A 23,259-nucleotide genomic window follows, 5' to 3' on the forward strand; every position below is an offset into this window, starting at 1 on the left:
GCCTCCGGGGCGGATGCGGCGAACCCGGTCGCGCCGCCGGTTAGGCTGCTGGCAGGACCCGACAGCTCGACGGAAGGGGAGCGGACGTGCTCGTGGCCGGCTTTCCCGCGGACGCCTTCGGCACCAACTGCTACGTGGTCGCCGCCGCGCCGGGGGAGCAGTGCGTGGTGGTCGACCCCGGCATCGGGGTGCTCGACCGGCTCGACGCGCTGCTGGCCGAGCATCGGCTGCACCCGGCCGCGGTGCTGCTCACCCACGGCCACCTCGACCACACGTTCTCGGTCGCGCCGGTCTGCGGCGCCCGCGGGATCACCGCGTACGTGCACCCGGGCGACCGGGAGATGCTCGCCGACCCGGCCAAGGGGCTGTCCGCGGACCTCACCTCGCTCTTCGGCGGGCGGCTGCCGTACACGGAGCCGGAGGACGTCGCGGAGCTGACCGACGGCGCCACGCTCGCCCTCGCCGGGCTGGAGATCACCGTCGACCACGCCCCGGGCCATACCGGCGGGTCGGTGCTCTTCCGGCTGCCGGCCGCGGGCTCGCCCTGGGAGGCGGAGCAGCTCTGCCTCTCCGGCGACGTCCTGTTCGCCGGCTCCATCGGCCGCACCGACCTGCCGGGCGGCAGCATGCCGACGATGATCAGCAGCCTGCGGGACAAGATCCTCCCGCTGGCGGACGACACCGTCGTGCTGCCCGGCCACGGCCCGGCGACCACCATCGGCCGCGAACGCGCGACCAACCCGTACCTCATCGAGGTGGCGGGTGGCGACGGCGCGCGACCGGCGGCCCCCGCCCGCGGCCTGTAGCCGGCCGCACCGAGCCTTCGCCCCGCGGCCGCCGACGGCCGCACCAGCCTTCGCCCGCGCGGACCGCGCGGGTCTGCGAACGGAGCATCATGAGCAAGCCCACGCCCATCTCCGGCTTCCCGGAGTGGACCCCCGCCCAGCGGATGATCGAGCAGTACGTCCTCGACCGGATCCGGGACACCTTCGAGCTGTACGGCTTCGCGCCGCTGGAGACCCGCGCGGTGGAGCCGCTGGACCAGTTGCTGCGCAAGGGGGAGACCTCGAAGGAGGTCTACCTGATCCGGCGGTTGCAGGCCGACGCCGACGGCCCGACCGGGGACGACGCGCTCGGCCTGCACTTCGACCTGACCGTGCCGTTCGCCCGGTACGTGCTGGAGAACGCCGGCAAGCTGCAGTTCCCGTTCCGCCGCTACCAGATCCAGAAGGTGTGGCGGGGTGAGCGGCCGCAGGAGGGGCGCTACCGCGAGTTCCTCCAGGCGGACATCGACATCGTCGACCGGGACACCCTGGCCGCCCACCACGAGGCGGAGATGCCGCTGGTGATCGGCGACGCGCTGCGCTCGCTGCCGATCCCGCCGGTACGGATCCAGGTCAACAACCGCAAGATCTGCGAGGGCTTCTACCGGGGCATCGGCCTGACCGACCCGGAGGCGGCGCTGCGCGCGGTGGACAAGCTCGACAAGGTCGGCCCGGCGAAGGTGGCCGAGCTGCTCGCCGAGACCGCCGGGGCGAGCGAGTCGCAGGCCAAGGCGTGCCTGGCGCTGGCGGAGATCTCCGCCCCGGACGCCTCCTTCGCCGACGCCGTCCGTGCCCTCGGCGTCACCGACCCGCTGCTGGACGAGGGGATCGAGGAACTGGTCCGGGTGGTCGAGACCGCCGCCGAGCACTCCCCGGGGCTGTGCGTGGCCGACCTGCGCATCGCGCGTGGCCTGGACTACTACACCGGCACCGTCTACGAGACGCAGCTGGTCGGCTACGAGCGGTTCGGCTCGATCTGCTCCGGCGGCCGCTACGACAACCTGGCCAGCTCCGGCGCCGCCCGGTTCCCGGGGGTGGGCATCTCGATCGGGGTGACCCGGCTGCTCGGGCTGCTCTTCGGCGCCGGCGCGCTGTCCGTGTCGCGGGACGTGCCGACCTGCGTCCTGGTCGCGGTGACCAGCGAGGAGCAGCGGCCGGTCAGCAACCGGGTGGCCGAGGCGCTGCGTCGGCGGGGCGTGCCGACGGAGGTGTCGCCGAGCGCGGCGAAGTTCGGCAAGCAGATCCGCTACGCCGAGCGGCGGGGCATTCCGTACGTCTGGTTCCCGGGGGCGGACGGGGCCGCCGACGAGGTGAAGGACATCCGCTCGGGCGAGCAGGTCGCGGCGGCGGCGGGGGAGTGGACGCCGCTCCGGGCGGACCTCAAGCCGCTGGTCAGCTGAGACGCTACTGGCGCGTACGGACGATCGGACCTACGGTAGCGTAAGTTACGCCACCGTAGGGAGATCGTCGTGACCGTGCTCAGCCAGACCGCTCTGCTCCTCGAACTGGAGCCCGTCGTCGAGAAGAACCTCGACCGGCACCTGTCCATGGCGAAGGAGTGGTTCCCGCACGAGTACGTCCCGTGGAGCGAGGGGCGCACCTTCGACGGGCCGCTCGGCGGCGAGGCGTGGGCGGAGACCGACTCGACCATCCCCGAGGTGGCGCGCACCGCGCTCATCGTGAACCTGCTGACCGAGGACAACCTGCCCTCGTACCACCACGAGATCGCCACTCTCTTCGGTCGGGACGGCGCCTGGGGCAACTGGGTGCACCGGTGGACCGCCGAGGAGGGGCGGCACGGCACCGCCATCCGCGACTACCTGACCGTCACCCGGGCGGTCGACCCGGTGGCCCTGGAGCGGGCCCGGATGACGCACATGTCCGCCGGCTACCAGAACGTCCACGACGACGAGGTGCTGCACTCGCTGGCGTACGTCTCGTTCCAGGAACTGGCGACCCGGATCTCGCACCGCAACACCGGCCGGGTCACCGGCGACCCGGCCTGCGAGGCGCTGCTCGCCCGGGTCGCGGCCGACGAGAACCTGCACATGGTCTTCTACCGCAACCTGCTGGCGGCGGCCTTCGAGTTGGCGCCCGGCCAGGCGATGCGGGCGGTCGCCGACGTGGTGTCCGACTTCCAGATGCCGGGCAACGGGATCGAGGGTTTCGCCCGCAAGTCCGTGGCGATCGCCCTCGCCGGCATCTACGACCTGCGCCAGCACCGCGACGAGGTGGTCGTCCCGGTGCTGCGCCAGTGGGACGTCTTCAACGTGACCGGCCTGGACGCCGATGGCGAAGCCGCCCGCGACCAGATCGCCGCCCACCTCGACGACCTGGAGCGCGCCGCGTCCCGCTTCGAGGAGAAGCGCGCGGCCCGCGCCGCCCGCCTCGCCGCCCGCTGACCCGCCGCCCGTCCCGGCCGCCGGGGCTCCGGACGTGGCCGTCGCTGGCTCTCTCGACGACGACCACGCCCGGAGCGTCTCTCCCACCGGCCCCCCGCTCCCGCTTCGCCGATCTTGTGCTTTGTGCCCGGGTGAAAGCCGCAATCGCGGCGTATCGCGGGCGAAGGCGCAAGATCGGCGGGTCGAGGGGTGGGGTGGTCAGGCGGGTTGGTCCAGGGGGAAGAGGAGGCAGGTCGAGGTGGCGTGGGCGACGAGGCGGGAGCTGGCGTCGAGCAGTCTCGCCTCGGCCAGCGCCGTGCGGCGGCCACGCTGTAGCACGGTGCCCTCGCAGCGCAGGGTGCCGCTCGCGACGGTGACGGGGCGCAGGAACTTCACGTTCAGGTCCAGCGAGGTGTAGCCGATCCCGGCCGGCAGCGTGGTGTGCACCGCGCAGGCCGCCGCCGTGTCGAGCAGGGTGGAGATGACCCCGCCGTGCACGGTGCCGAGCGGGTTGTAGTGGAACTCCTGGGGGACCAGTTCGACGGCCACCCGGCCCTCGTCGGCCTCCATCCGGGACATGTCGACCAGGTGCATGATCGGCGGCGCCGCGAGTTCCCCGGCGATCATCGCGCGGAGCAGCTCCAGGCCGCTGCGCCGGCCGAGGTGCGCGACGTTGATGCCCGGGTCGGACCAGGAGAAGGTGCGGCTGCGCGCCGGGTCCTGCGTCTGTGTCATGGACTCAGCCTGGCAGTGCGTTGCTGAGTCTGTCAATCAGACCTAGCCTGTGCGCATGAGGCCCGCGGCACTGGACTGGTCGATCGAGAACTGCACGATCGCCCGCGCGATGGAGGTCCTCGGCGAGCGGTGGACGCTGGTCGTCCTGCGCGAGGTCTTCAACGGCATCCGCCGCTTCGACGACATGCGCGTCCGCACCGGCATCCCCCGGCAGGTGCTCACCAACCGGCTGGCGATGCTGGTGGAGCGGGGCGTGCTGCGGCGCGAGCCCTACCGCGAGCCGGGCAGCCGGGTGCGCCACGAGTACCGGCTGACCGACATGGGGCTCGACCTGTGGCCGGTGCTGGTCGCCGTCCTCGGCTGGGGCGACCGCTACCTGGCCGACCCGGCCGGCTCGCCGTTGACCGTCGCGCACCGCGACTGCGGCGCCGAGGTGCGCGTCGAGCTGCACTGCGAGCGCGGCCACGAGGTGGCCCGGCCCCGCGACGTGGTGCCCCGCCCGGGGCCCGGGGCGCGCCGCCGCGTCGGGTGAGCGCGGGGCGACGCGCGGACGGTGGTCGCCGCCCGCGCGTCGGCTCCGCGCGCTACCAGCCGAAACCGGCGGCGTACGAGACGCTCGCGAGGACCTGCTGCCCGCTGGTGTTGGGGTGGAAGTAGTCCCAGCTGGAGAGCTGGCTGAGGGTGAACGGGTAGCCGAACACGGCGTTGTCGTCGAAGTTGCAGTTCGGGCCGTACGCCGCGCAGGCCTGGGCGAGCTGGGTGTTGTAGTCGACCACCCGCTGGCGTACCCGGTTGCGTCGGTCGACGTCCGCCTGGGCGGTGGAGGTCGGGTTGGCGAGCATCGACTGGCAGATGCCGAACAGGGACCAGGCGCTGCGGGCGCTGCCGCTGTCCTTGCCGACGGACCAGAGCCGGTGGATGTCCGGCACGCTGATCAGCTGCACCCGGGCGTTGGGCAGCCCGGACTTGAGGCGGTTGAGCGCGGCGTCGATGTTGGCCCGGTAGGTGGCCACCGAGGTCATCCCCGCCTCCGTGCTCGTGCAGGCGTCGTTGGCGCCGATCAGCATGGTGACGTAGCCGACGCCCTGGCTGACGGCGGTGCCGGCCTGGCCGTACATGTCGGCGGACTTCGCGCCGCTGCGCGCGTCGTTGTGGTTGCGACCGTCGATGGCCGCGTTGGTCGCGCGGATGCGCAGGTAGTGACTGTTCACCGTGGAGTAGTCGCCGGTGCTGAAGGACCGGGAGGTGCAGTCGCTGTACCAGCCGCAGGCGTTGAAGCCGCGGGTGATCGAGTCGCCGAGGCTGGCCATCGAGGTCGGGGGCGGGCCCGGGTCGGCGGCGGCCGGGGTGGCGGCCGGCAGGACGAGGGCGGTGACTGCGGCGAGGGGGACGAGCATCCGTCGGATGGACTTCATGATGGCCTCCGGGTCGCGGGTGCCGAGGGTGGTGGTGCGGTGAACAGAGCGTATAGACGGACGTCTGTGTCCACAATGTTTCGGACTGGTGACGGCCGCAGCCGGGGCGAAAAGGACAAAGCTGGGTCTTGCCTACGATCTTAAATATGTGAATACTTCAGTCAGTCTGGCCGATTGCCCCAGATCGGCCGGCATGGTCCCGGCCCCTCGCCCCGACGGGGGGCCAGTCGTCCCCTCCCTGGAGGTTGTTGCATGCGACCCACGAGGTCCTCGCTCCGTCGCGCCGCCACCATCGCCGCCGCCGGAGCCCTGGTCGCCGGCTCGCTGATCGGCGCGCCCGCCCAGGCCGCGCCCGCGTCCGCCTCTCCGGACGCCGCCGCCGGCCTGGCCGAGCGCCTCGGCGACCGGTCCGCCGGCACGTACGCCGACGCCAGCGGCAAGATGGTCGTCACCGTGACCGACGCGCTCGCCGCCCGGCAGGTCGCCGCCGCCGGCGCGACCCCGAAGATCGTCAAGCGCGGCGCCGGCGAGCTGGCCCGGGCCACCGCCGAGCTGGACCGCTCCGCGAAGATCCCCGGCACCGCCTGGTGGACCGACCCGGCCACCAACCAGGTCGTCGTCTCCGTCGACAGCACCGTGACCGGCGCCAAGCTGGAGCGCGTCAAGGCCGCCGCCGCGCGGATGAACGGCGCCATCCGGATCGAGGCCGAGGCCGGCGTGCTGAGCACCCGGATCTCCGGCGGCCAGGCCATCTACGCCGGTGGCGGCGGTCGCTGCTCCCTGGGCTTCAACGTCCGCAGCGGCAGCACCTACTACTTCCTGACCGCCGGGCACTGCACCAACATCTCGTCGAGCTGGTACTCGAACTCGTCGCAGACCGCCTACCTGGGCGCCCGCGCCGGCACCAGCTTCCCGGGCAACGACTACGGCATCGTGCGCTACAGCAGCACGACCGCCCAGCCCGGCAACGTCTCCCTCTACAACGGCAGCTACCGCGACATCACCGCCGCCGGCAACGCGTACGTCGGCCAGTCCGTGCAGCGCTCCGGCAGCACCACCGGCCTGCGCGGCGGCTCGGTGACCGCCCTCAACGCCACGGTGAACTACGCCGAGGGCTCGGTCTCCGGCCTGATCCGCACCAACGTCTGCGCCGAGCCGGGCGACAGCGGCGGCTCGCTGTTCAGCGGCTCCACCGCCCTGGGCCTGACCTCCGGCGGCAGCGGCAACTGCAGCTGGGGCGGCACCACCTACTTCCAGCCGGTCACCGAGGCGCTGAGCCGCTACGGCGTCAGCGTCTACTGACGATCGCACGCGAGCGGGCCGCCGAGTGATCCGGCGGCCCGCTCGCGTGTGCCCCGGCCCGGTTCGCCGGACTGGACCGGGCCGGCCGGGGTACGTTCCGGTCGGTGAACGCCCCCGCGACCTCGCCCGCCGACGTGGCCCCCTCCGCCTGGGCCCCGCTGCGGCTCGCCGCGTTCCGCAGCCTCTGGCTGGCGGTGCTGGCCAGCAACGTGGGCACCTGGATGCAGACGGTCGGCGCCCAGTGGCTGCTCGTCGACGAGGCCAACGCCTCGACGCTGGTGTCGCTCGTGCAGACCGCCAGCATGCTGCCCGTGCTGCTGCTCGCCCTGCCCGCCGGCGCGCTGGCCGACACCCTCGACCGTCGCCGCCTGCTGATCGGGGTGCAGTGCTTCCTGGCGGTCAGCGGCTGAGGCCGGCGTCGGCGAGGACGGCGACGCCCCCGCCGAAGTCGCACTCCACGGTCAGCGTCAGCAGGTCGCCCCCCTCCACGGAGAACGACAGCGGCTGCGCCGGTCGGGACATCGTCGTCGTCCGGCCCGGCCGGGGCTGTCGGGTCAGGGTGTCGTCGGGCTCCCGGACGGTCACCACGGCGCTGATCCGTACGGCCGACTCCGGGTCCTCATCCGGCGGGTACCAGGCCCGGAAATTGGCGGAGAAGTCCAGGTAGCGACGCTTGAGCGGGTAGCTGACCGACCGGCTCCGGTCCTCGCCGTCGTTGGTCGGGCAGGAGAGCACGACCGGATGCGGCAGGTCGGAGCGACCGGTCAGCGCGCGCGGCAACGGTTGCAGGTACGGCCCGCCGGTCTCGGGCGTCAGCGTGTCGAGGTACGTCCGGCCGGCGGATCCGGCGGGGGCCGCGGAGGTGGTGGCGACGGGTGGCGCGGCGGTGGCACCGGTCGTGGCCAGGCTGGGGCTGGGCGGTGGCGTGGCCGCTGGTCCCTGGCCCTGCCGGGGCCACTGCCAGGCGAGCGCGGCGACGAGCAGGCTGGCCAGACCGATCGCGGCGCCGATCTTCTCGCCGGGGGTCAACCCCCGCCGGCGACGGGCGGAATCCGTGCCGGTCACCGGCTCGGTCATGGGGGTCTCACCTGCACAAGATCGATGGGGGTGGTTCATTATCCCGGCTCGCCCGTGACGAGGTGATCCCGTTGGGTGACGGGTTGCCGACAGCGATCTTGACAACTTTCTGCGATAAATGCGCCCCGTGTCCGGCCGATGACCGTCCCGACGTGAGGAGCCACGACATGACCTCCGACCAGCAGGGCGCCCCGGTGTCGCCGTCCTCCGGCCCGGCCGGTCCGGGAGCGCCGAAGTCGAGCGGCGGCAGCCGCTGGCCCCTGGTCGCGGCCGGCGCGGCCGTGCTGGCCCTCGTCCTGGGGCTGCTGGCCACGGCGCTGTCGCTACGGGCACTCGACCAGGCCAACGACGCCCGGGACATCGCCCGGGCGGCCGGCGCGGGGCGGCCCCTCGACCCGCCGCCGGGCCCGGGCGAGCCGACGAACGAGTCGACCACGCCGGCTCCGGAACAGACGGGGGCGGAGTCGCCGTCCGGGCCGACGCCCGGCGGGAGCGGCGAGCCGTCACTCAACCAGCAGACCCGCTACACCGACAAGTACGTCGGGGAGGAACTCACCCTGCGGGCGGGCTGCGACAGCTACGTGGACATCGACCTCGACAAGCCCGAGGTGCGGGTCAGCGACGGCGAGGAGATCCGGTTCACCGCCCGCTGCGGGGGCAACTCGTCGTACTTCAACCTGACCAGGGGCACGAAGGGCAGTCAGGTCGACAGCGCTTCGCTCGGCGCCGCCGACTGCAACGACCGGATCGACAAGGGCCCCATCGGCCCGGACATCAACGTCCCCGCCCGCAAGGGCGTGGCGATCTGCATCAAGACCTCCCTGGGTGACGCGAAGGAGCGCGGCGACACCTGGAAGATGGCGCTGTTGCAGGTCACCGACGTCGGCGACGACGGCACGGTGGTGGTGACCGTGCGGGCCTGGGACATCCCGCTGTAGGGCGGAAGCGCGTCCGCGTCGGCGGTGGCCGTCCCCGCCTTCCTCACCCCGCAACGGTGCTCCGGGGAAGGCTGACAGAATGCCAGGGGTAACGGTGTACCGCAGATGAGGAGACGCGAGTCGTGATCCGTACCCATGACGCCGGCAGCCTGCGCGCGACGGACGCCGGCACCACGGTGACGCTCGCCGGCTGGGTTGCCCGCCGGCGCGACCACGGCGGCGTGATCTTCGTGGACCTGCGCGACGGCTCCGGCGTGGTCCAGGTGGTGTTCCGCGAGGAGGACGCGCACGCGCTGCGCAACGAGTTCTGCGTCCGGGTCACCGGCGAGGTGACCCGCCGGCCCGAGGGCAATGAGAACCCGGATCTGCCGACCGGCGACATCGAGGTGACCGCCGCCGAGCTGGAGGTGCTCTCCGAGGCGGCGCCCCTGCCGCTGCCGGTGGACGACCAGGTGGAGGCCGGCGACGACATCCGGCTGCGTTACCGCTACCTCGACCTGCGCCGCAGCGGCCCGGCGAAGGCGATGCGGCTGCGCTCGCGCGCCAACCAGCTCGCCCGCGCGGTGCTGCACGAGCGGGACTTCCTGGAGATCGAGACCCCGACGCTGACCCGGTCCACCCCGGAGGGTGCCCGCGACTTCCTGGTGCCCGTGCGCCTGCAGCCGGGCAGCTGGTACGCGCTGCCACAGTCGCCGCAGCTGTTCAAGCAGCTGCTAATGGTCGGCGGCATGGAGCGGTACTACCAGATCGCCCGCTGTTACCGGGACGAGGACTTCCGCGCCGACCGGCAGCCGGAGTTCACCCAGCTCGACATCGAGATGTCGTTCGTCACCGAGGATGACGTGATCGACCTCGGCGAGGCGATCGTCTCGGCGCTCTGGAAGGACCTGGCCGGCCACGAGATCTCCCGGCCGATCCCGCGCATCACCTGGCACGACGCGATGGCCCGGTACGGCTCCGACAAGCCGGACCTGCGCTACGGCGTCGAGCTGACCGAGCTGACCGACTACCTGCGCGGCACCGAGTTCCGGGTCTTCGCCGGGGCCATCGACGCCGGCGGCTACGTGGGCGCGGTCGTCATGCCGGGCGGGGCGGCCCAGAGCCGCAAGGAGCTGGACGGCTGGCAGGACTGGGCCAAGGCGCGCGGCGCGCGCGGTCTCGCGTACGTGGTGCTCGACGCGGAGACCGGCGAGGCGCGCGGGCCGGTGGCGAAGAACCTCTCCGCCGAGCACCTGGGCGGGCTGGCCGACGCGGTCGGCGCCAAGCCGGGCGACGCGGTGTTCTTCGCCGCCAGCGCCAACACCCGGGAGGCGCAGGAGCTGCTCGGCGCGGCCCGGATCGAGATCGCCAAGCGGGCCGGCCTGGTCGACGAGAGCGCCTGGGCGTTCTGCTGGGTGGTCGACGCGCCGATGTTCGAGCGTACGGACGAGGGCGGCTGGACGGCCGTGCACCACCCGTTCACCTCGCCGAACGCGGAGTGGGTCGACCGGTTCGAGGAGGCGCCGGACCGGGCGCTGGCCTACGCGTACGACATCGTCTGCAACGGCAACGAGATCGGCGGCGGCTCGATCCGTATCCACCGGGGCGACGTGCAGCAGCGTGTCTTCGACCTGCTCGGCATCACCCCCGAGGAGGCGCAGGACAAGTTCGGCTTCCTGCTGGAGGCGTTCAAGTACGGCGCCCCGCCGCACGGCGGCATCGCCTTCGGCTGGGACCGGGTCTGCATGCTGCTCGCCGGCGCGGACTCGATCCGCGAGGTGATCGCCTTCCCGAAGACCCGGGGCGGCTTCGACCCGCTGACCGGCGCGCCGACGCCGATCACCGCGCAGCAGCGCACCGAGGCCGGCATCGACGCCAAGCCGAAGCCCCCGGCGGCGGCGCACACCGGCACGGCCGGCCCGGCCGCCCCGGTCGCCGACCCGACCTGATCGCGGACACCTGACGATCGCGGGTTCGCATCGTGACGGGCGCGAACCCGCGATCGCCGGCTGAAGGGGGGCGGCGTGACGCTGCTCGTGGTGGGGGCCAGCGGGTACCTCGGCGGTGAGGTCTGCCGGCAGGCGGTCGCGGCGGGGGAGCGGGTGGTCGGGACGTACCACTCGGGCGGGGTCGAGGTGCCCGGCGTCGAGGCGCACCGCCTGGACGTGACGGACCGGTCCGCCGTGCGCGAACTGGTCGCCCGGGTCCGCCCCGACGCCGTGGTCAGCACCCCCTACCGGTACGCCGAGTGGACGGTGACCGCCGACGGGGCGGCGCACGTCGCGTACGCGGCCGCCGAGGCGGGGGCGCGGCTGGTGCACCTGTCCAGCGACGCGCTGCACGCCGGCCGCCCCGAGCCGTACGGCGACGACGAGCCGCCCAGCCCGGTCTTCCCGTACGGGGCGGCGAAGGCGGCGGCCGAGACCGCTGTGCGGGCGATCGACCCGGGCGCGGCCCTGGTGCGTACCTCCCTGATCGTCGGCGACGAGCGGAGCAAGCAGATCCAACTCTGCCTCGACGCCCTCGCGGGGCGGGCCGCCCTGTTCACCGACGAGGTCCGCTGCCCGGTCGACGTGGCCGACCTGGCCGCCGCCGTTCTGGAACTGATCGCCACCGACCACGCCGGCCCCCTCAACGTGGCCGGCCCGGACGCGGTCAGCCGGGCGGAGATGGGCCTGCTGGTGGCGGCGCGGTTCGGCCTCGACCCGGCCGGGCTGAGGACCACCACCAGCGCTTTCTCGGGCCTCGTCCGCCCCGCCGAGGTACGCCTCGACTCGTCCCGCGCCGCCGCCCTGCTGCGCGCCCGCCTGCGCGGGATCGGCGAAATTCTCGCCCCCTGAGCCCTCGGGCCCGCCCTGTCGGATGCTGCACACTTTCTATGCACAAGTCTTGTGCATAGAAAGTGTGCACGGATATCGTGCGGCCATGGGAGACGACGGGAAGCCGGCGCCGCGCAGCGTGCGCCTCGACCACCGGCAGGTGCGCGTACTGGCGCACCCGCTGCGACTGCGCCTGCTCGGGGCGCTGCGGGTGAAGGGGCCGGCGACGGCGACCACCCTCGCCGAGCTGCTGAACACGAACACCGGTGCCACCAGCTACCACCTGCGCCAGCTCGCCGAGGTCGGGCTCGTCGTCGAGGATCCGGACCGGGGGACGGGCCGGCAGCGCTGGTGGCGGGCCGCGCACGACGTCACCAGCTGGGAGACCAGCGACTTCGACGACGACCCGGACGCCCGCGCCGCGATCGAGTGGATCCAGGGCGACCAGGTGCGCCACCTGGCCGAGCACGCCGAGCAGTGGTTTGCCACCCAGCACGAGTGGTCCCCGGCCTGGCGGGACGCCTTCGGCATGGACGACATCTTCATGACCATTCCGGTCGAGCGGCTGGCGGCGCTCCAGGCCGAGCTGGGGCAGGTACTCGAGCGCTACCGCAACGAAGCCGACGCCGAGCCGGCCGCTCCCGGCGCCGAGCAGGTGCAGATCTGGCTCGCCGCCTACCCGCTGCTGAAGGAGTTCCGGTGAGCGCGTCCGTACGCCAGGTCCGGTTCCGCTACCTCGCCCTCTACGGCCTGCGCTGGTTGCCCGGCGGCCTGCTGATCCCGGTGATGATCCTGCTGATGCAGGAGCGCGGCCTGTCGCTGTCCCAGATCGGCCTAGTGGCCACCGCCCAGGGGCTGGTGGTGCTGGCGCTGGAACTGCCCACCGGTGGGCTGGCCGACGCGCTCGGCCGCAAGCCGGTGCTGGTCGCCGCCTGGGTGGTCTGCCTGGCCTCGCTGGCCGTCTTCGCGGTGGCCGACTCGTTCTGGCTGTTCTTCGTCTCGTGGGCGTTGCAGGGTGTCTATCGGGCGCTGGACAGCGGCCCCCTGGAGTCCTGGTACGTCGACGCCACCCTGGCCGCCGATCCCGACGCCGAGTACGAGCACGGCCTCGGCCTCGCCGGCACCGTGATCGGCCTCGCCATCGGCGCCGGCGCGCTGCTCAGCGGCGGGCTGGTCGCTCTCGGCCCGGTCGGGTCGGTCAGCGCGCTCACCCTGCCGGTGCTCGTGGCCATCGCGCTGCAGGCGGTCGCCCTGGTCGCCCTGCTGGTGCTGATGGTCGAGACCCGGCCGGCCCGGGGCGCGGGAGCGCTGCGCGCCTCCGTCGTCGAGGCGCCGCGGATGGTCGGGCAGGCGTTCGGCCTGCTGCGCCGCTCCCGGGTGCTGCTCGCCCTGGTCGCCGTCGAGCTGTTCTGGGGCTTCGGCATGGTCACCTTCGAGTCCCTGTTGCCCATCCGGCTCGCCGAGGTCGTCGGCGACGCCGACCGGGCCGCCGCGCTGCTCGGCCCGGCCAGCTCGGCCGCCTGGCTGGCCAACGCGGCCGGCGCCGCGCTCACCCCATTCCTGCTGCGCCGGCTGGGTGCGGCCCCCGCCGCAGCGCTCATGCGGGTGCTCCAGGGCGTCACCGTGGTCGCGATGGGGCTGCTCGCCGGCCCCGTCGGGGTGCTGGTCGCGTACCTGGCCTGCTACGCCGTCCACGGGGCGTCCAACCCGCTGCACACGGGGCTGCTGCACCGCCAGGTCGACGGCCCGTACCGGACCAGCGTGCTCTCGCTGAACTCGATGATGGCCCAGCCGGCGGGGGCGCTCGGCGGGGTGGTGCTCATGATGCTGGCCGAGGCCACCAGCATCAGCACCGCCATGTTCGTCGGCGCCGTGGTGCTGGCCGTCGCCGCCCCGCTCTACCTGCCCGCCTGGCGCGCCGGCCGCCGCACCCCGGCCAGCCCCGACCTCGTGCCCGCGTCGGAGGCCGCTCCCGCGTCCGGCCCGCTCCCGGCTCCGGAGGCCGTTGCCGCCTCCGGCCCGGTCTCCGCTCCGGGTGCCGGATCCGCGTCGGGGACCGGTTCCGTCGAGCCGGTGAGTGGGCGGTCGGAGGTGGACGCCGCGTCCGCCCCGGCGTAGGGCGGTTGAGCGTCGGGTGTCGGCGGGCCCGGGAGAGGGGCCCGCCGGCGCGCTCAGGCCAGGTGCACCGAGCTGCGGGCCAGGGTGCTGGTAAAGCCGAGCCGCCGGTAGAGCCGGATCGCCCCGACGTTGACGGTGTAGACGCCGAGCGCCACGGTGTCGTGGCGGGCGAACAGCGTCCGGGCCATCCCGGCGGTCAGCGCCGCGCCCAGCCCCCGGCCGCGCCGGTCGGGGGCGACGGTCAGGCCGGCGAGGAAGCCGACGTCGCCCCGGCTGCGGTCCGCCCCGCAGGCGACGATCCGGTCGCCGTCGCGGATGCCGTACCAGTCGACGACCCGGGGGTCGCCCGGACGCGAGGTGGTGGTCGGGAACGCCTCGTCGATCAGCGCCGTCAGCGCCGGGTGGTCGGCCCCGGTGAGCCGGACCACCCGCTCCTCCTCCGGTTGGCGCGGGGGCGCGGCGGCGGTCCAGAGGAAGTCCCACTCGTCGTGCCGGGCCACGGCCAGCCGGCCGGCCAGCGCCGCCGGGTCGAGCCGCGGCAGGTGCAGCCACTGGCCGGACCGGAGCACGCCCCGCGCGACGAGGTCGGCGAAGACGTCGACCGCCGGCCCGGGCGCGCCGATCGCGCCGCCGGCCGGGCCGTGCTCCGCCGGGAGCAGCCAACCCACCGCGTCGTCGCGCCGCCAGCCGCGCGGCTGCTCGCCGAGCCAGAGCGAGTGTCGGGCGTACGGGTGGTGGTCGGCAGCCGCCAGGATGGCGTCCCGCCCCTCCAGGACCTGGTCGGCGATGATCATGTCGCCAGCCTAGAACGCCCGCCGTGCTCCCGTCGGCGGACCAGCTCCCGTCGGCGGAACCCGGACCGCACCCAGAACCGGGTGCGGTCCACCGTGGAGATTGGCGAGCGGACCGATTGGGTACATCCCGCGCCGACCTACTGGGAACCCCCCACCGGAGGAACGCCATGCTCGCCATTCTCGCGGCGATCGTTTTCGGCTTCGCCCTGCTGCTCGACCTCTTCGACACCAACCTCGGTGCGCCGGACCTGCTGAACCCGTCCACCCTGCTGATGCTGGGCCTGCTGTTGCTCTCCCTCTACCTCGCCGGGGTCGGCAGCGCCCCGCGCGGCGGGGGCGGCGGCCGGTGGTACCGGGGCCGGCGTCCGGGCCGGGGCTGACCGTAAACGATCACCAGCGGTCCCGCCCGACGGCGCGCTTCCGGCGCCGTCGGTCGGGACCGGTACTGTTCTCGTGATGGAGTCCGACGCCCTCTTCTCCCTCGGTGAGCCCGCCGGAGCGCCCCCCGCGCCCGCGGGTTCCGTCGGTGTGGACGGCTTCACGGCGGTGGGGGAGGATTCGCCCCTGCCGGTCCGGATGCGCCCGCGCAGCATCGACGAGCTCGTCGGGCAGGACCACCTGCTCGCGCCGGGCGCCCCGCTGCGCCAGCTGGTCTCCGCCAGCGCGCCGATGTCGGTCATCCTGTGGGGGCCGCCGGGCAGCGGCAAGACGACCATCGCGCACCTGGTGGCCCGGGCCACCGACCGCCGCTTCGTCGCCATGTCGGCGCTCACCGCCGGGGTGAAGGACGTGCGCGCGGTGATCGAGACCGCCCGCCGGCAGCGTCGCTCCGGCGGCCCGCAGACCGTGCTCTTCATCGACGAGGTGCACCGGTTCAGCAAGACCCAGCAGGATTCGTTGCTCGCCGCCGTCGAGGACCGCACCGTCACCCTGCTGGCGGCGACCACCGAGAACCCGTACTTCTCCGTGATCTCACCCCTGCTGTCGCGGTGCGTGCTGCTCACCCTCCAGCCGTTGGACGACGCGGCGGTGCGCGGCCTGTTGCGCCGCGCGGTCGCCGACGAGCGCGGGCTCGGCGGCGCGCTGACCCTGGAGACCGAGGCCGAGGACCACCTCGTCCGCCTCGCGGCCGGTGACGTGCGCAAGGCGCTCACGGCGCTGGAGGCGGCGGCGGCCTCCGCCACGGCGCTCGGCGCCGGGCGGATCGACCTGGCCACCGCCGAGCAGGCGGTCGACGTGGCGGCGGTGCGCTACGACCGCGCCGGCGACGCCCACTACGACGTGACCAGCGCCTTCATCAAGAGCATGCGCGGCTCGGACGTGGACGCGGCGCTGCACTGGCTGGCCCGGATGCTGGTCGCCGGCGAGGACGCCCGGTTCATCGCCCGCCGCCTGGTCATCTTCGCCAGCGAGGACGTCGGCATGGCCGACCCGGCCGCGCTGAGCGTCGCCACCGCCGCCGCCCACGCGGTGGAGTACGTCGGGCTGCCCGAGGCGCAGCTCAACCTCGCCCAGGCGGTGATCCACCTGGCCACCGCCCCGAAGTCGAACTCGGCCACCGCCGCGATCGGCGCGGCGATCGCCGACGTGCGGGCCGGCCGAGGCGGGCCGGTGCCCCGCGGGCTGCGCGACGCGCACTACGCCGGCGCCAAGGGGCTGGGCCACGGCACCGGCTACCGCTACCCGCACGACGACCAGCGCGGCGTGGTCACCCAGCAGTACGTCCCCGACGACCTTGTCGGTGCCGACTACTACCGGCCGAGCCAGCACGGTGCGGAGCGGGCCGTGGCCACCCGGCTGCCGCTGCTGCGCCGCATCGTGCGGGGGCTGCCGGCCCCGGCCACGCCCCCGGAGACACCGGTGGGGGTGACGGGCGGATCGGCGGGCAACGGCCGCCGATCGGCGGACACGGGCGGCGCCGGCGCGACGCGAGAGGGCGGCAGTGACGCCGCCGGAGAGGGTCAGCAGTGAGATCGCGTGGTTCGGAGCGACCGGAGGACGGCCCGGACGAGCGGCGCGACTCCCGCGCCAAGGGGCGCCGCTGGGGGCGGGGCAAGGCCGAGGCCGAGCCCGAGGAGCCCATCAGCGGCGAGGAGTTCGGCTGGATCGACGACCTGCGCTCGGCCAAGCAGCAGCGCACCGAGCTGGGGCCGGGCGGGGCGGAGCCGACCCCGCCCCCGGGCGTCCCGACGCCTCCCGACCCTTCCGGGCCGCCCCACCGTGGCCCCGGCCCGGCCGCCGCGCCTCCGGTGCGCCGCGCCGGGGCGGAGTCCCCGCGCCCCCGGCCGGCGGACGGTCCCTGGCCCGGCACGGCGGAGCCCCGGCCGGCCGGCCCGGCGGCCCCCGCCTCCGGTCCCGCACCCGCACCGGAGTCCGCGCTCCGGGCCCCGGCGGCCGGGCGGCCGCAGCCCGGGCCGGACGGGCCCGACCGGCGCCCGCGACCCGACTCGGGCCCCCCGACCGGCCCGCAGGGCGGCCCGGCCACGGGCCGTCAGGGCGGTGCGCCGGGCGGCTCGCGTCCGCCCGTCGGTCCGTCGGTCGATGTGCCCCCCGGCCCGCGTCCGCCCGTCGGCCCGCCGGCCGGTGCGCCCCTCGGCCCGCCGGCCGTGCCCGCCGGTCCGTCGGCGCACTCGCCCGCCGGTCCGCCGGTCCGCCCGCACCCGGGGCCGGCCGGGGCCCCGCGATCCGGGCCGCCCGCGGGTGCGCCGGTGGGCGCTCCGGGCGCTACGCCTGCCGTGGCGCCGGTGGATCCGCCACCGCCGGGCAGGCGTTCCGGTCGGGCCCCCGCGCCGGGTGCCGCGCCGGCGCCGGGCGCCTCCGGCCGCCCGGGAGGTCCCGTCGGCGCCGCCCGGGTCGCCGTCCCGCCACCCGGTGCCGCCCAGCCGCCCCTCGGCCCGCCGACCGGCGAGTTGCGCGGCAGCCCGACCGGCGAGTTGCGCGGCAGCCCGACCGGTGAGCTGCGCGGCACCCCGACCGGTGAGCTGCGCAGCGCCCCGGCCGACGAGCGTGACCCCCGTGCCGGTCGGCTGCGGCGCGGCCCGGTCGACGCCGGCGGCCCCCAGTCGACCGAGGCGACCGGGAACGCGCCGATGGCCGCCCCGCCGACCGCCGCCCCCGGCGCCGCGTCGGGCGTGGACGCGACCGACCGCCGCCGCCCCGGCCCGGCCGGTCGACGCCGCGCCGCCGAGCCGGACGAGCCGGTGGTACCCCGGTCCGGCAATGCCCCGCCGGTGCCCGGCGCGCCCTCCGCGCCGCCCGGCGTCGGGTCGGCGCCCGCGCAGGGCGGTCCCGCCTCCGCGCCCACCCGCCGTGCGGACGGCGGCCCCACAGCGCCCGGTCGTGCGGACGGCGGCCCCGCGGCGCCGCCCACCGGTCGTGCGGAAGCCTCGGCCGGCCGTGCCCGGGGGCACCGGGCGAGCCCGGACGACGGGGAGAACGCCGGGCCGGGGCGCCGCGCGGCACCCGGCGAGGGGGAATCGGGCCGGCGGCGGCCCGCCCCCGGCGAGCCCCGGGGCGGCCGGCCGGAGCGCCCGGCCGACTGGCTCCGGCAGGCCGGCCGCACCCACCACACCGACCCCGCCCTGCCGACCGTCAAGCCACCGGCGGCGCCGCCCGTCCCGGGCGGCCCGTCGGCGGCATCCGATTCGGAGCAGCGCGGCACCGGGACCGGCCGCGCCGTCGCCGGCCGGGCCCGGCCCGGCGCGCGAGCGCCGGTCCCCGGCGACGACACCGGACAGGTGACGGGCCGGGCCCGGCCCGGTTCCGAACCGCCCCGACCGGCCGACGGCGCACCCTCCGGTGCGCCGCCAGCGCGGGGCGCCGCACGACCGGCGCCGGCCGGACCGCTCGAAGGCGAGCCGCGCCCGGGTGGCCGGACCCGTCCCGACGTGCCCCAGGGCGGACCGGTCCGGGGCGCCGCGCGACCCGACGCCGCGCCGGGTCGGGCCGCCGTGCCGCCGCCCGGGGCCCCCGAGGCCGGCGGAATGCCGCCCGGGGCCACCCACGCCGGCGGACCGCCGGCCCCCACGACTCCGCCCGGCACCGCCGGCCCGGGCACCGCGGGACATGTCACCGCCGGCCCGGGCATCGCCGGACCTGACGCGCCGGCCGGTCCGCGCCGGCCGGGGCACACGCCACCCGGCCCCGCCCGGCCCGGCAATCCGCCCGGCCCCGCCCGGCCCCCCGCCGAGGGGCGGGACCGGCCCGAGCCGACCTCCGGCGCGGGTTCCCGCCCCGGACCGGCCGGGCCGACCGGCGTGGCCCGCGCCGCCGCCCCGGCACCCCGGCCCGGACCGGAGGACCGCGCCGCCGGGCGCGCCCTGCCGCCGCCCCGTGACCCCGGGCGACCGGAGCCGGCGGGCGTCCCGCCGGTGCCGCCGCCGGGACCCGCCGGCGGGCCGCCGGTGGCCCGGGCCGCCGCCTCGGTCGTACCGCCCGCCGATCCTCCCGCCGTCGGGCCGGGACCGGCGGACGGGCCGGCGCTGCGGCAGGCCGCGGAGCCGGGGTCGCCCGACGACGACGCCCCCGCCCCCGGCGGGCTGCGCGGCGCGCGGTCCGAGCTGCGGCGGCAGATGCGCGAGCGGCGGCGGCTGCGGATGGGCGTCCTGGCCCTGGTCAGCGTGGTGCTCCTGGGCGCGATCCCGCTCTTCTTCGGCATCCGCACGCTCAGCCGCGACCCGGTCTTCGACACCCTCGACGAGCTGGACGTGCCGGGCTGGGCGGCGGCGAAGACGGTCGACGACGTCAGCGGCAGCCGGTGGTGCCTGCTCGACTGCCGGCTGCGCGAACGCACCATCACCTCGGAACGGTCACCGGAGGAGACCGCGCAGGCCTACGAGCGGGCGCTGACCGAGGACGGCTGGCGGCCGTGGCAGGTGACCCGCTGCCCGGAGCAGTCGCCGAAGGGGAGCTACACCTGCTGGCGCCGGGACGAGCTGACCCTCGACCTCTGGGTGCGCGAGCCGACCTGCGCGCCGCCGCCGGTGGACGGGGCACCGGCCGTGGAGTCGCCCGATCCGTCGGCCGCAGCGCAGCAGTGCGCCGGATCGTTGGTGTCGGTGAAGGTCCGCAACGCGATCGACGACGAGCGGACCAGACCGCAGCCGAGCATCGACCCGTCGCTCACGGGCGAGGATCCCTTCCCGACGTTCAGCGAGGATCCGCTCGGCGAACCGACACCCTCACCGTCCTGAGCCGGTTTCCCTCACGGACGGTAGGGTCTGGGGCTGGCGGATCCGCCAGCCCCCGCTGGCCCCTGCGGGTCGCCGGGCGGCGGTGTGGGCACAACGGTCGCGCGTTCCGGGGACGTCCGGTCCCCGGGACCCCTGCTTGAGGAGGACAGGCGTGGACTTTGGAGAGGTCGCGGCGCTGATCGCGGCGATCGCGTTCGCGATGCTGGTGTTGATCCTGACGCTGCCCATCCTGCGGCTGCGGCACACCGTGGACGCGACCACCCGCATGATCAACGACCTCAACGACCGCACCGCGCCGCTGCTGGGCGACGTCAACACCACGGTGAAGAACGTGAACACGACCCTGGAGCAGGTGCAGACCTCCCTGGACGGAGTGAACCTGCAGCTCGCCAAGGTCGACACCATGACCAGCCACGCGCAGAACGTCACCGCCAACGTCGCGAACCTGGCCGCCGTCGTCTCCGCCGCCGCCGCCAACCCGCTGGTCAAGGTGGCCGCCTTCGGCTACGGCGTGCGCAAGGCCGCCGCCGCCCGCCGGCACGCCGAGACCGAGCGCGAGGTACGCGACACCATCAAGCAGCAGCGGCGGGCCGCCAAGCGCGGCAACCGCTGACGGCACGACCAGGAGGGCTGGGGAATGAGGCGCTTGTTCTGGCTCGGCATCGGGCTGGCCGTCGGCGTGGTCGTGGTCCGCAAGGCGACCCGCACCGCGCAGTCGTACACCCCGGCCGGCATCGCCAGCACGTTGTCCGAATCCGCTGGCGGGCTGGCGGAGTCGCTGCGTAGCTTCGTGGAGGACGTCCGGATCGGGATGGCCGAGCGCGAGCAGGAGATCCACGAGGCGTTCGCCCAGGGCGAGGCGTTCGACGACCAGTTCGCCGAGTTGCGGGAGGACCCGCGCATCGGCGACCGAGAAATCTTTCCGGAGGAACACCAGCGATGAAGACGGCGGAGATCAAGCGGCGGTACCTCGCCCACTTCGAGGCGAACGGCCATGCCGTGGTGCCGTCCGCTCCGCTGCCCGCCATCAGCGACCCGAACCTGCTGTTCGTCAACGCCGGCATGGTGCAGTTCGTCCCCTACTTCCTGGGGCAGCAGACCCCGCCGTACCGGCGGGCCGTCAGCGTGCAGAAGTGCATCCGCACGCCCGACATCGACGAGGTCGGCAAGACCAGCCGGCACGGCACGTTCTTCCAGATGAACGGCAACTTCTCCTTCGGTGACTACTTCAAGGACGGGGCGATCCCGCTCGCCTGGGACCTGGTCACCAAGTCGCAGGAGCAGGGCGGGTTCGGCCTCGACCCGGAGCGGATCTGGCCGACGGTCTACCTGGACGACGACGAGGCGTACGACATCTGGCGCTCCGTGGGCGTGCCCGCCCAGCGGATCGTGCGTCGGGGCAAGGCGGACAACTTCTGGTCGATGGGCATCCCCGGCCCGTGCGGCCCGTGCTCGGAGCTGTTCTACGACCGCGGCCCGGAGTACGGCCGCGAGGGCGGCCCGGCGGTCGACGAGGACCGCTACATGGAGTTCTGGAACCTCGTCTTCATGCAGTTCGAGCGGGGCCCGGGCACCGGCAAGGAGGACTACCCGATCCTCGGCGACCTGCCGGCGAAGAACATCGACACGGGCATGGGCCTGGAGCGGATGGCGTCCATCCTCCAGGGCGTCGACAACCTCTACGAGATCGACGAGGTCCGGCCGATCCTCGACAAGGCCGCCGAGCTGACCGGCAAGCGCTACGGCGCCCGTTCCGGCCACGTCGCCAGCGAGTCCCACCCCGACGACGTCCGGCTGCGGGTGATCGCCGACCACGTGCGTACCGCGCTGATGCTGATCGGCGACGGGGTCACCCCGAGCAACGAGGGGCGCGGCTACGTGCTGCGGCGCATCATGCGGCGGGCGATCCGGGCCGTGCGGCTGCTCGGCTGGCAGGAGCGGGCGCTGCCCGAGCTGCTGCCGGTGGCCCGGGACTGCATGTCCCCGTCGTACCCGGAGCTGGCCGCCGACTTCGACCGGATCGCCGACTACGCGTACGCGGAGGAGGACGCGTTCCTGTCCACCCTGCGCGCCGGCACGACGATCCTGGACACGGCGATCGCCGAGACCCGGACCGCCGGCAAGAAGGCGCTCTCCGGTGAGAAGGCGTTCCAGCTGCACGACACGTACGGCTTCCCGATCGACCTGACCCTGGAGATCGCGGCCGAGCAGGGCCTCCAGGTCGACGCCGAGGGCTTCCGCCGGCTGATGGCCGACCAGCGGGCCCGGGCCAAGGCCGACGCCCAGGCGCGCAAGACCGGGCACACCGACCTGTCGGCGTACCGGTCGGTGCTCGACTCGGGCGGGCCGGTGACGTTCACCGGCTACAGCGAGGTGTCCCGGGAGTCGACGGTGCGGGCGGTGCTCGGCGTCGACGGCCCCCGTCAGGCGGCGGTCGAGGGCGACACGGTCGAGCTGGTGCTCGACGCCACCCCGTTCTACGCCGAGGGCGGCGGGCAGCAGCCCGACCTGGGCATGATCACGGTCGGCGGCGGCCAGGTCGAGGTGCTCGACGTGCAGCAGCCGGTGCCCGGCCTGATCGTGCACCGCGCCCGAGTGGTCCGGGGCGAGGTGCGGGCGGGGGAGACCGGCTACGCGGAGATCGACACCACCCGCCGGCGGGCCATCTCGCGGTCGCACACCGCGACCCACCTGGTGCACCAGACCATGCGCAACTTCCTCGGCGAGTCCGCGACCCAGGCCGGTTCGCTGAACGCCCCCGGGCGGCTGCGCTTCGACTTCAACACCCCCACGGGGGTGGCGCCGAGCGTGCTGCGCGACGTCGAGCAGCAGGTCAACGAGGTGCTCCTCGCCGACCTGGAGGTGCACGCCTTCGTCACCTCCCTGGAGGAGGCACGGCGGATCGGCGCGATGGCGCTGTTCGGCGAGAAGTACGGCGAGGAGGTGCGGGTCGTCGAGGTCGGCGACTACGCCCGGGAGCTGTGCGGCGGCACCCACGTCGCCCGCTCGGGCCAGCTCGGCCTGGTCAAGATCCTCTCCGAGTCGTCGATCGGCTCCGGGGTGCGCCGGGTCGAGGCGCTGGTCGGCATGGACGCCTTCCACTTCCTGGCCCGCGAGCACCTGCTGGTGTCCCGCCTCGCCGAGCTGTACCGGGTGCCCAACGACCAGGTCGCCGACCGGGTCGAGCAGACCGTGACGCAGCTGCGCGACGCCGAGAAGGAGCTGGAGAAGCTGCGCGCCCAGCTCGTGCTCGGCGGCGCGGCGGCGCTGGCGGCGCAGGCGAAGGACGTGCGCGGGGTCGCGTACGTGGGCACCGAGGCGCCGGAGGGCGCGGCCGGCAACGACGTGCGGACGCTCGCCCAGGAGATCCGGGGCAAGATCGACCCGGCGCGGCCGGCGGTCGTCGCGGTGGCGGCCCGGGCCAACGGCAAGGCGTCCCTGGTGGTCGCGGTGAACCCGGCCGCCCGCAGCCGGGGCCTGTCCGCCGCCGACCTGGTCAAGGCGGCCTTCTCCGGGCGCGGGGGCGGCAGCCCCGACCTGGCCCAGGGCGGCGGCCTGCCGGCGGCGGAAGCGCCGAACCTGCTGCTCACGGTCGAGAAGGCGATCGCCGAGGCGTGATGCGAGACCGCAGCGACCAGGGCGGACCGGGATGGTCCGCCCTGGTTCGCCGTTTCTGGGGGAGTTA

The 23,259-nt window shown here is 74.8% G+C and carries 21 protein-coding genes; 17 read left to right on the forward strand and 4 right to left on the reverse strand.

Translation table 11 applies throughout. From position 1 onward, the window contains the following. Positions 1 to 86: 86 nt before the first annotated feature. The 3 genes from ACZ6O2_RS10495 (at position 87) to ACZ6O2_RS10505 (ending at position 3,226) form a co-directional block, all read left to right on the forward strand. On the forward strand, positions 87 to 806 hold the full coding sequence (locus ACZ6O2_RS10495) for an MBL fold metallo-hydrolase (protein WP_350709027.1): 720 nt from the start codon (positions 87 to 89) through the stop codon (positions 804 to 806). An 89-nt stretch (positions 807 to 895) separates the two neighbouring features. Next, a complete protein-coding gene (hisS, locus tag ACZ6O2_RS10500) occupies positions 896 to 2,224 on the forward strand; it encodes a histidine--tRNA ligase (protein WP_466022668.1) in 1,329 nt (442 codons plus the stop codon). Between the two features lie 69 nt (positions 2,225 to 2,293). Further along, positions 2,294 to 3,226 (forward strand): acyl-ACP desaturase, encoded by a 933-nt coding sequence (locus ACZ6O2_RS10505; protein WP_466022669.1) that lies wholly within the window; start codon positions 2,294 to 2,296, stop codon positions 3,224 to 3,226. 198 nt (positions 3,227 to 3,424) lie between these two features. Here ACZ6O2_RS10505 and ACZ6O2_RS10510 read toward each other — a convergent pair whose 3' ends face one another. Continuing rightward, positions 3,425 to 3,940, reverse strand: coding sequence for a PaaI family thioesterase (locus ACZ6O2_RS10510; protein ID WP_350709021.1), 516 nt, complete (start codon positions 3,938 to 3,940; stop codon positions 3,425 to 3,427). Between the two features lie 55 nt (positions 3,941 to 3,995). On the opposite strand from ACZ6O2_RS10510, the gene ACZ6O2_RS10515 reads away from it, so the two are divergent. Next, complete coding sequence (locus ACZ6O2_RS10515; protein WP_350709019.1) at positions 3,996 to 4,472, forward strand: winged helix-turn-helix transcriptional regulator; 477 nt, start codon at positions 3,996 to 3,998, stop codon at positions 4,470 to 4,472. Positions 4,473 to 4,524: 52 nt separating this feature from the next. On the opposite strand, the gene ACZ6O2_RS10520 is transcribed toward ACZ6O2_RS10515, so the two are convergent. Beyond that, entirely contained in the window at positions 4,525 to 5,355 is an 831-nt protein-coding gene (locus ACZ6O2_RS10520; protein ID WP_466022670.1) for an SGNH/GDSL hydrolase family protein, read from the reverse strand. Positions 5,356 to 5,607: 252 nt separating this feature from the next. On the opposite strand from ACZ6O2_RS10520, the gene ACZ6O2_RS10525 reads away from it, so the two are divergent. After that, positions 5,608 to 6,657: a S1 family peptidase gene (locus ACZ6O2_RS10525; RefSeq protein ID WP_466022671.1), complete on the forward strand. Its 1,050-nt coding sequence runs from the start codon at positions 5,608 to 5,610 to the stop codon at positions 6,655 to 6,657. Between the two features lie 104 nt (positions 6,658 to 6,761). Then, positions 6,762 to 7,067 carry an MFS transporter gene (locus tag ACZ6O2_RS10530; RefSeq protein WP_466022672.1) on the forward strand — a complete coding sequence of 102 codons (306 nt, stop codon included), beginning with the start codon at positions 6,762 to 6,764 and terminating at the stop codon, positions 7,065 to 7,067. Here the strand turns inward: ACZ6O2_RS10530 and ACZ6O2_RS10535 are convergent. Next, positions 7,057 to 7,734 carry a hypothetical protein gene (locus tag ACZ6O2_RS10535; RefSeq protein WP_466022673.1) on the reverse strand — a complete coding sequence of 226 codons (678 nt, stop codon included), beginning with the start codon at positions 7,732 to 7,734 and terminating at the stop codon, positions 7,057 to 7,059. The two genes, ACZ6O2_RS10530 and ACZ6O2_RS10535, sit on opposite strands and share 11 nt — an antisense overlap. Positions 7,735 to 7,901: 167 nt before the next feature. Here ACZ6O2_RS10535 and ACZ6O2_RS10540 point away from each other — a divergent pair, with 167 nt between their 5' ends. The 5 genes from ACZ6O2_RS10540 to ACZ6O2_RS10560 all read left to right on the forward strand — a co-directional run bounded on the left by ACZ6O2_RS10540 (position 7,902) and on the right by ACZ6O2_RS10560 (position 13,588). Next, on the forward strand, positions 7,902 to 8,672 hold the full coding sequence (locus tag ACZ6O2_RS10540) for a hypothetical protein (RefSeq protein WP_350709009.1): 771 nt from the start codon (positions 7,902 to 7,904) through the stop codon (positions 8,670 to 8,672). 122 nt (positions 8,673 to 8,794) lie between these two features. Beyond that, entirely contained in the window at positions 8,795 to 10,600 is a 1,806-nt protein-coding gene (gene aspS, locus ACZ6O2_RS10545) for an aspartate--tRNA ligase (protein ID WP_466022674.1), read from the forward strand. Positions 10,601 to 10,675: 75 nt separating this feature from the next. Further along, positions 10,676 to 11,491, forward strand: coding sequence for an SDR family oxidoreductase (locus ACZ6O2_RS10550; protein WP_466022675.1), 816 nt, complete (start codon positions 10,676 to 10,678; stop codon positions 11,489 to 11,491). Positions 11,492 to 11,576: 85 nt separating this feature from the next. After that, a complete protein-coding gene (locus ACZ6O2_RS10555; protein ID WP_466022676.1) occupies positions 11,577 to 12,173 on the forward strand; it encodes a helix-turn-helix domain-containing protein in 597 nt (198 codons plus the stop codon). After that, positions 12,170 to 13,588: an MFS transporter gene (locus ACZ6O2_RS10560; RefSeq protein WP_466022677.1), complete on the forward strand. Its 1,419-nt coding sequence runs from the start codon at positions 12,170 to 12,172 to the stop codon at positions 13,586 to 13,588. The genes ACZ6O2_RS10555 and ACZ6O2_RS10560 overlap by 4 nt, the downstream gene beginning before the upstream one ends. 53 nt (positions 13,589 to 13,641) lie before the next feature. On the opposite strand, the gene ACZ6O2_RS10565 is transcribed toward ACZ6O2_RS10560, so the two are convergent. Beyond that, positions 13,642 to 14,382, reverse strand: coding sequence for a GNAT family N-acetyltransferase (locus tag ACZ6O2_RS10565; protein ID WP_466022678.1), 741 nt, complete (start codon positions 14,380 to 14,382; stop codon positions 13,642 to 13,644). A gap of 167 nt (positions 14,383 to 14,549) precedes the next feature. Between ACZ6O2_RS10565 and ACZ6O2_RS10570 the strand changes: the two genes are divergently transcribed. The 6 genes from ACZ6O2_RS10570 to alaS all read left to right on the forward strand — a co-directional run bounded on the left by ACZ6O2_RS10570 (position 14,550) and on the right by alaS (position 23,192). After that, the gene (locus tag ACZ6O2_RS10570; protein ID WP_350708997.1) at positions 14,550 to 14,762 is read left to right on the forward strand and encodes a hypothetical protein; all 213 of its coding nucleotides are present in this window, start codon (positions 14,550 to 14,552) and stop codon (positions 14,760 to 14,762) included. A gap of 76 nt (positions 14,763 to 14,838) precedes the next feature. Next, the gene (locus ACZ6O2_RS10575) at positions 14,839 to 16,353 is read left to right on the forward strand and encodes a replication-associated recombination protein A (RefSeq protein WP_466022679.1); all 1,515 of its coding nucleotides are present in this window, start codon (positions 14,839 to 14,841) and stop codon (positions 16,351 to 16,353) included. Between the two features lie 2,600 nt (positions 16,354 to 18,953). Then, positions 18,954 to 19,574, forward strand: a complete 621-nt coding sequence (locus tag ACZ6O2_RS10580; protein WP_350709069.1) for a hypothetical protein — start codon at positions 18,954 to 18,956, stop codon at positions 19,572 to 19,574. A gap of 151 nt (positions 19,575 to 19,725) precedes the next feature. Beyond that, positions 19,726 to 20,187: a DUF948 domain-containing protein gene (locus tag ACZ6O2_RS10585; protein ID WP_350708994.1), complete on the forward strand. Its 462-nt coding sequence runs from the start codon at positions 19,726 to 19,728 to the stop codon at positions 20,185 to 20,187. 24 nt (positions 20,188 to 20,211) lie between these two features. Next, positions 20,212 to 20,517 carry a hypothetical protein gene (locus ACZ6O2_RS10590; RefSeq protein WP_357457616.1) on the forward strand — a complete coding sequence of 102 codons (306 nt, stop codon included), beginning with the start codon at positions 20,212 to 20,214 and terminating at the stop codon, positions 20,515 to 20,517. Continuing rightward, positions 20,514 to 23,192, forward strand: coding sequence for an alanine--tRNA ligase (alaS, locus tag ACZ6O2_RS10595; protein WP_466022680.1), 2,679 nt, complete (start codon positions 20,514 to 20,516; stop codon positions 23,190 to 23,192). Before ACZ6O2_RS10590 ends, alaS begins: the two co-directional genes overlap by 4 nt. The last annotated feature ends 67 nt before the right edge of the window (positions 23,193 to 23,259 follow it).

The sequence above is a fragment of the Micromonospora sp. NPDC048040 genome (genome assembly GCF_055587185.1).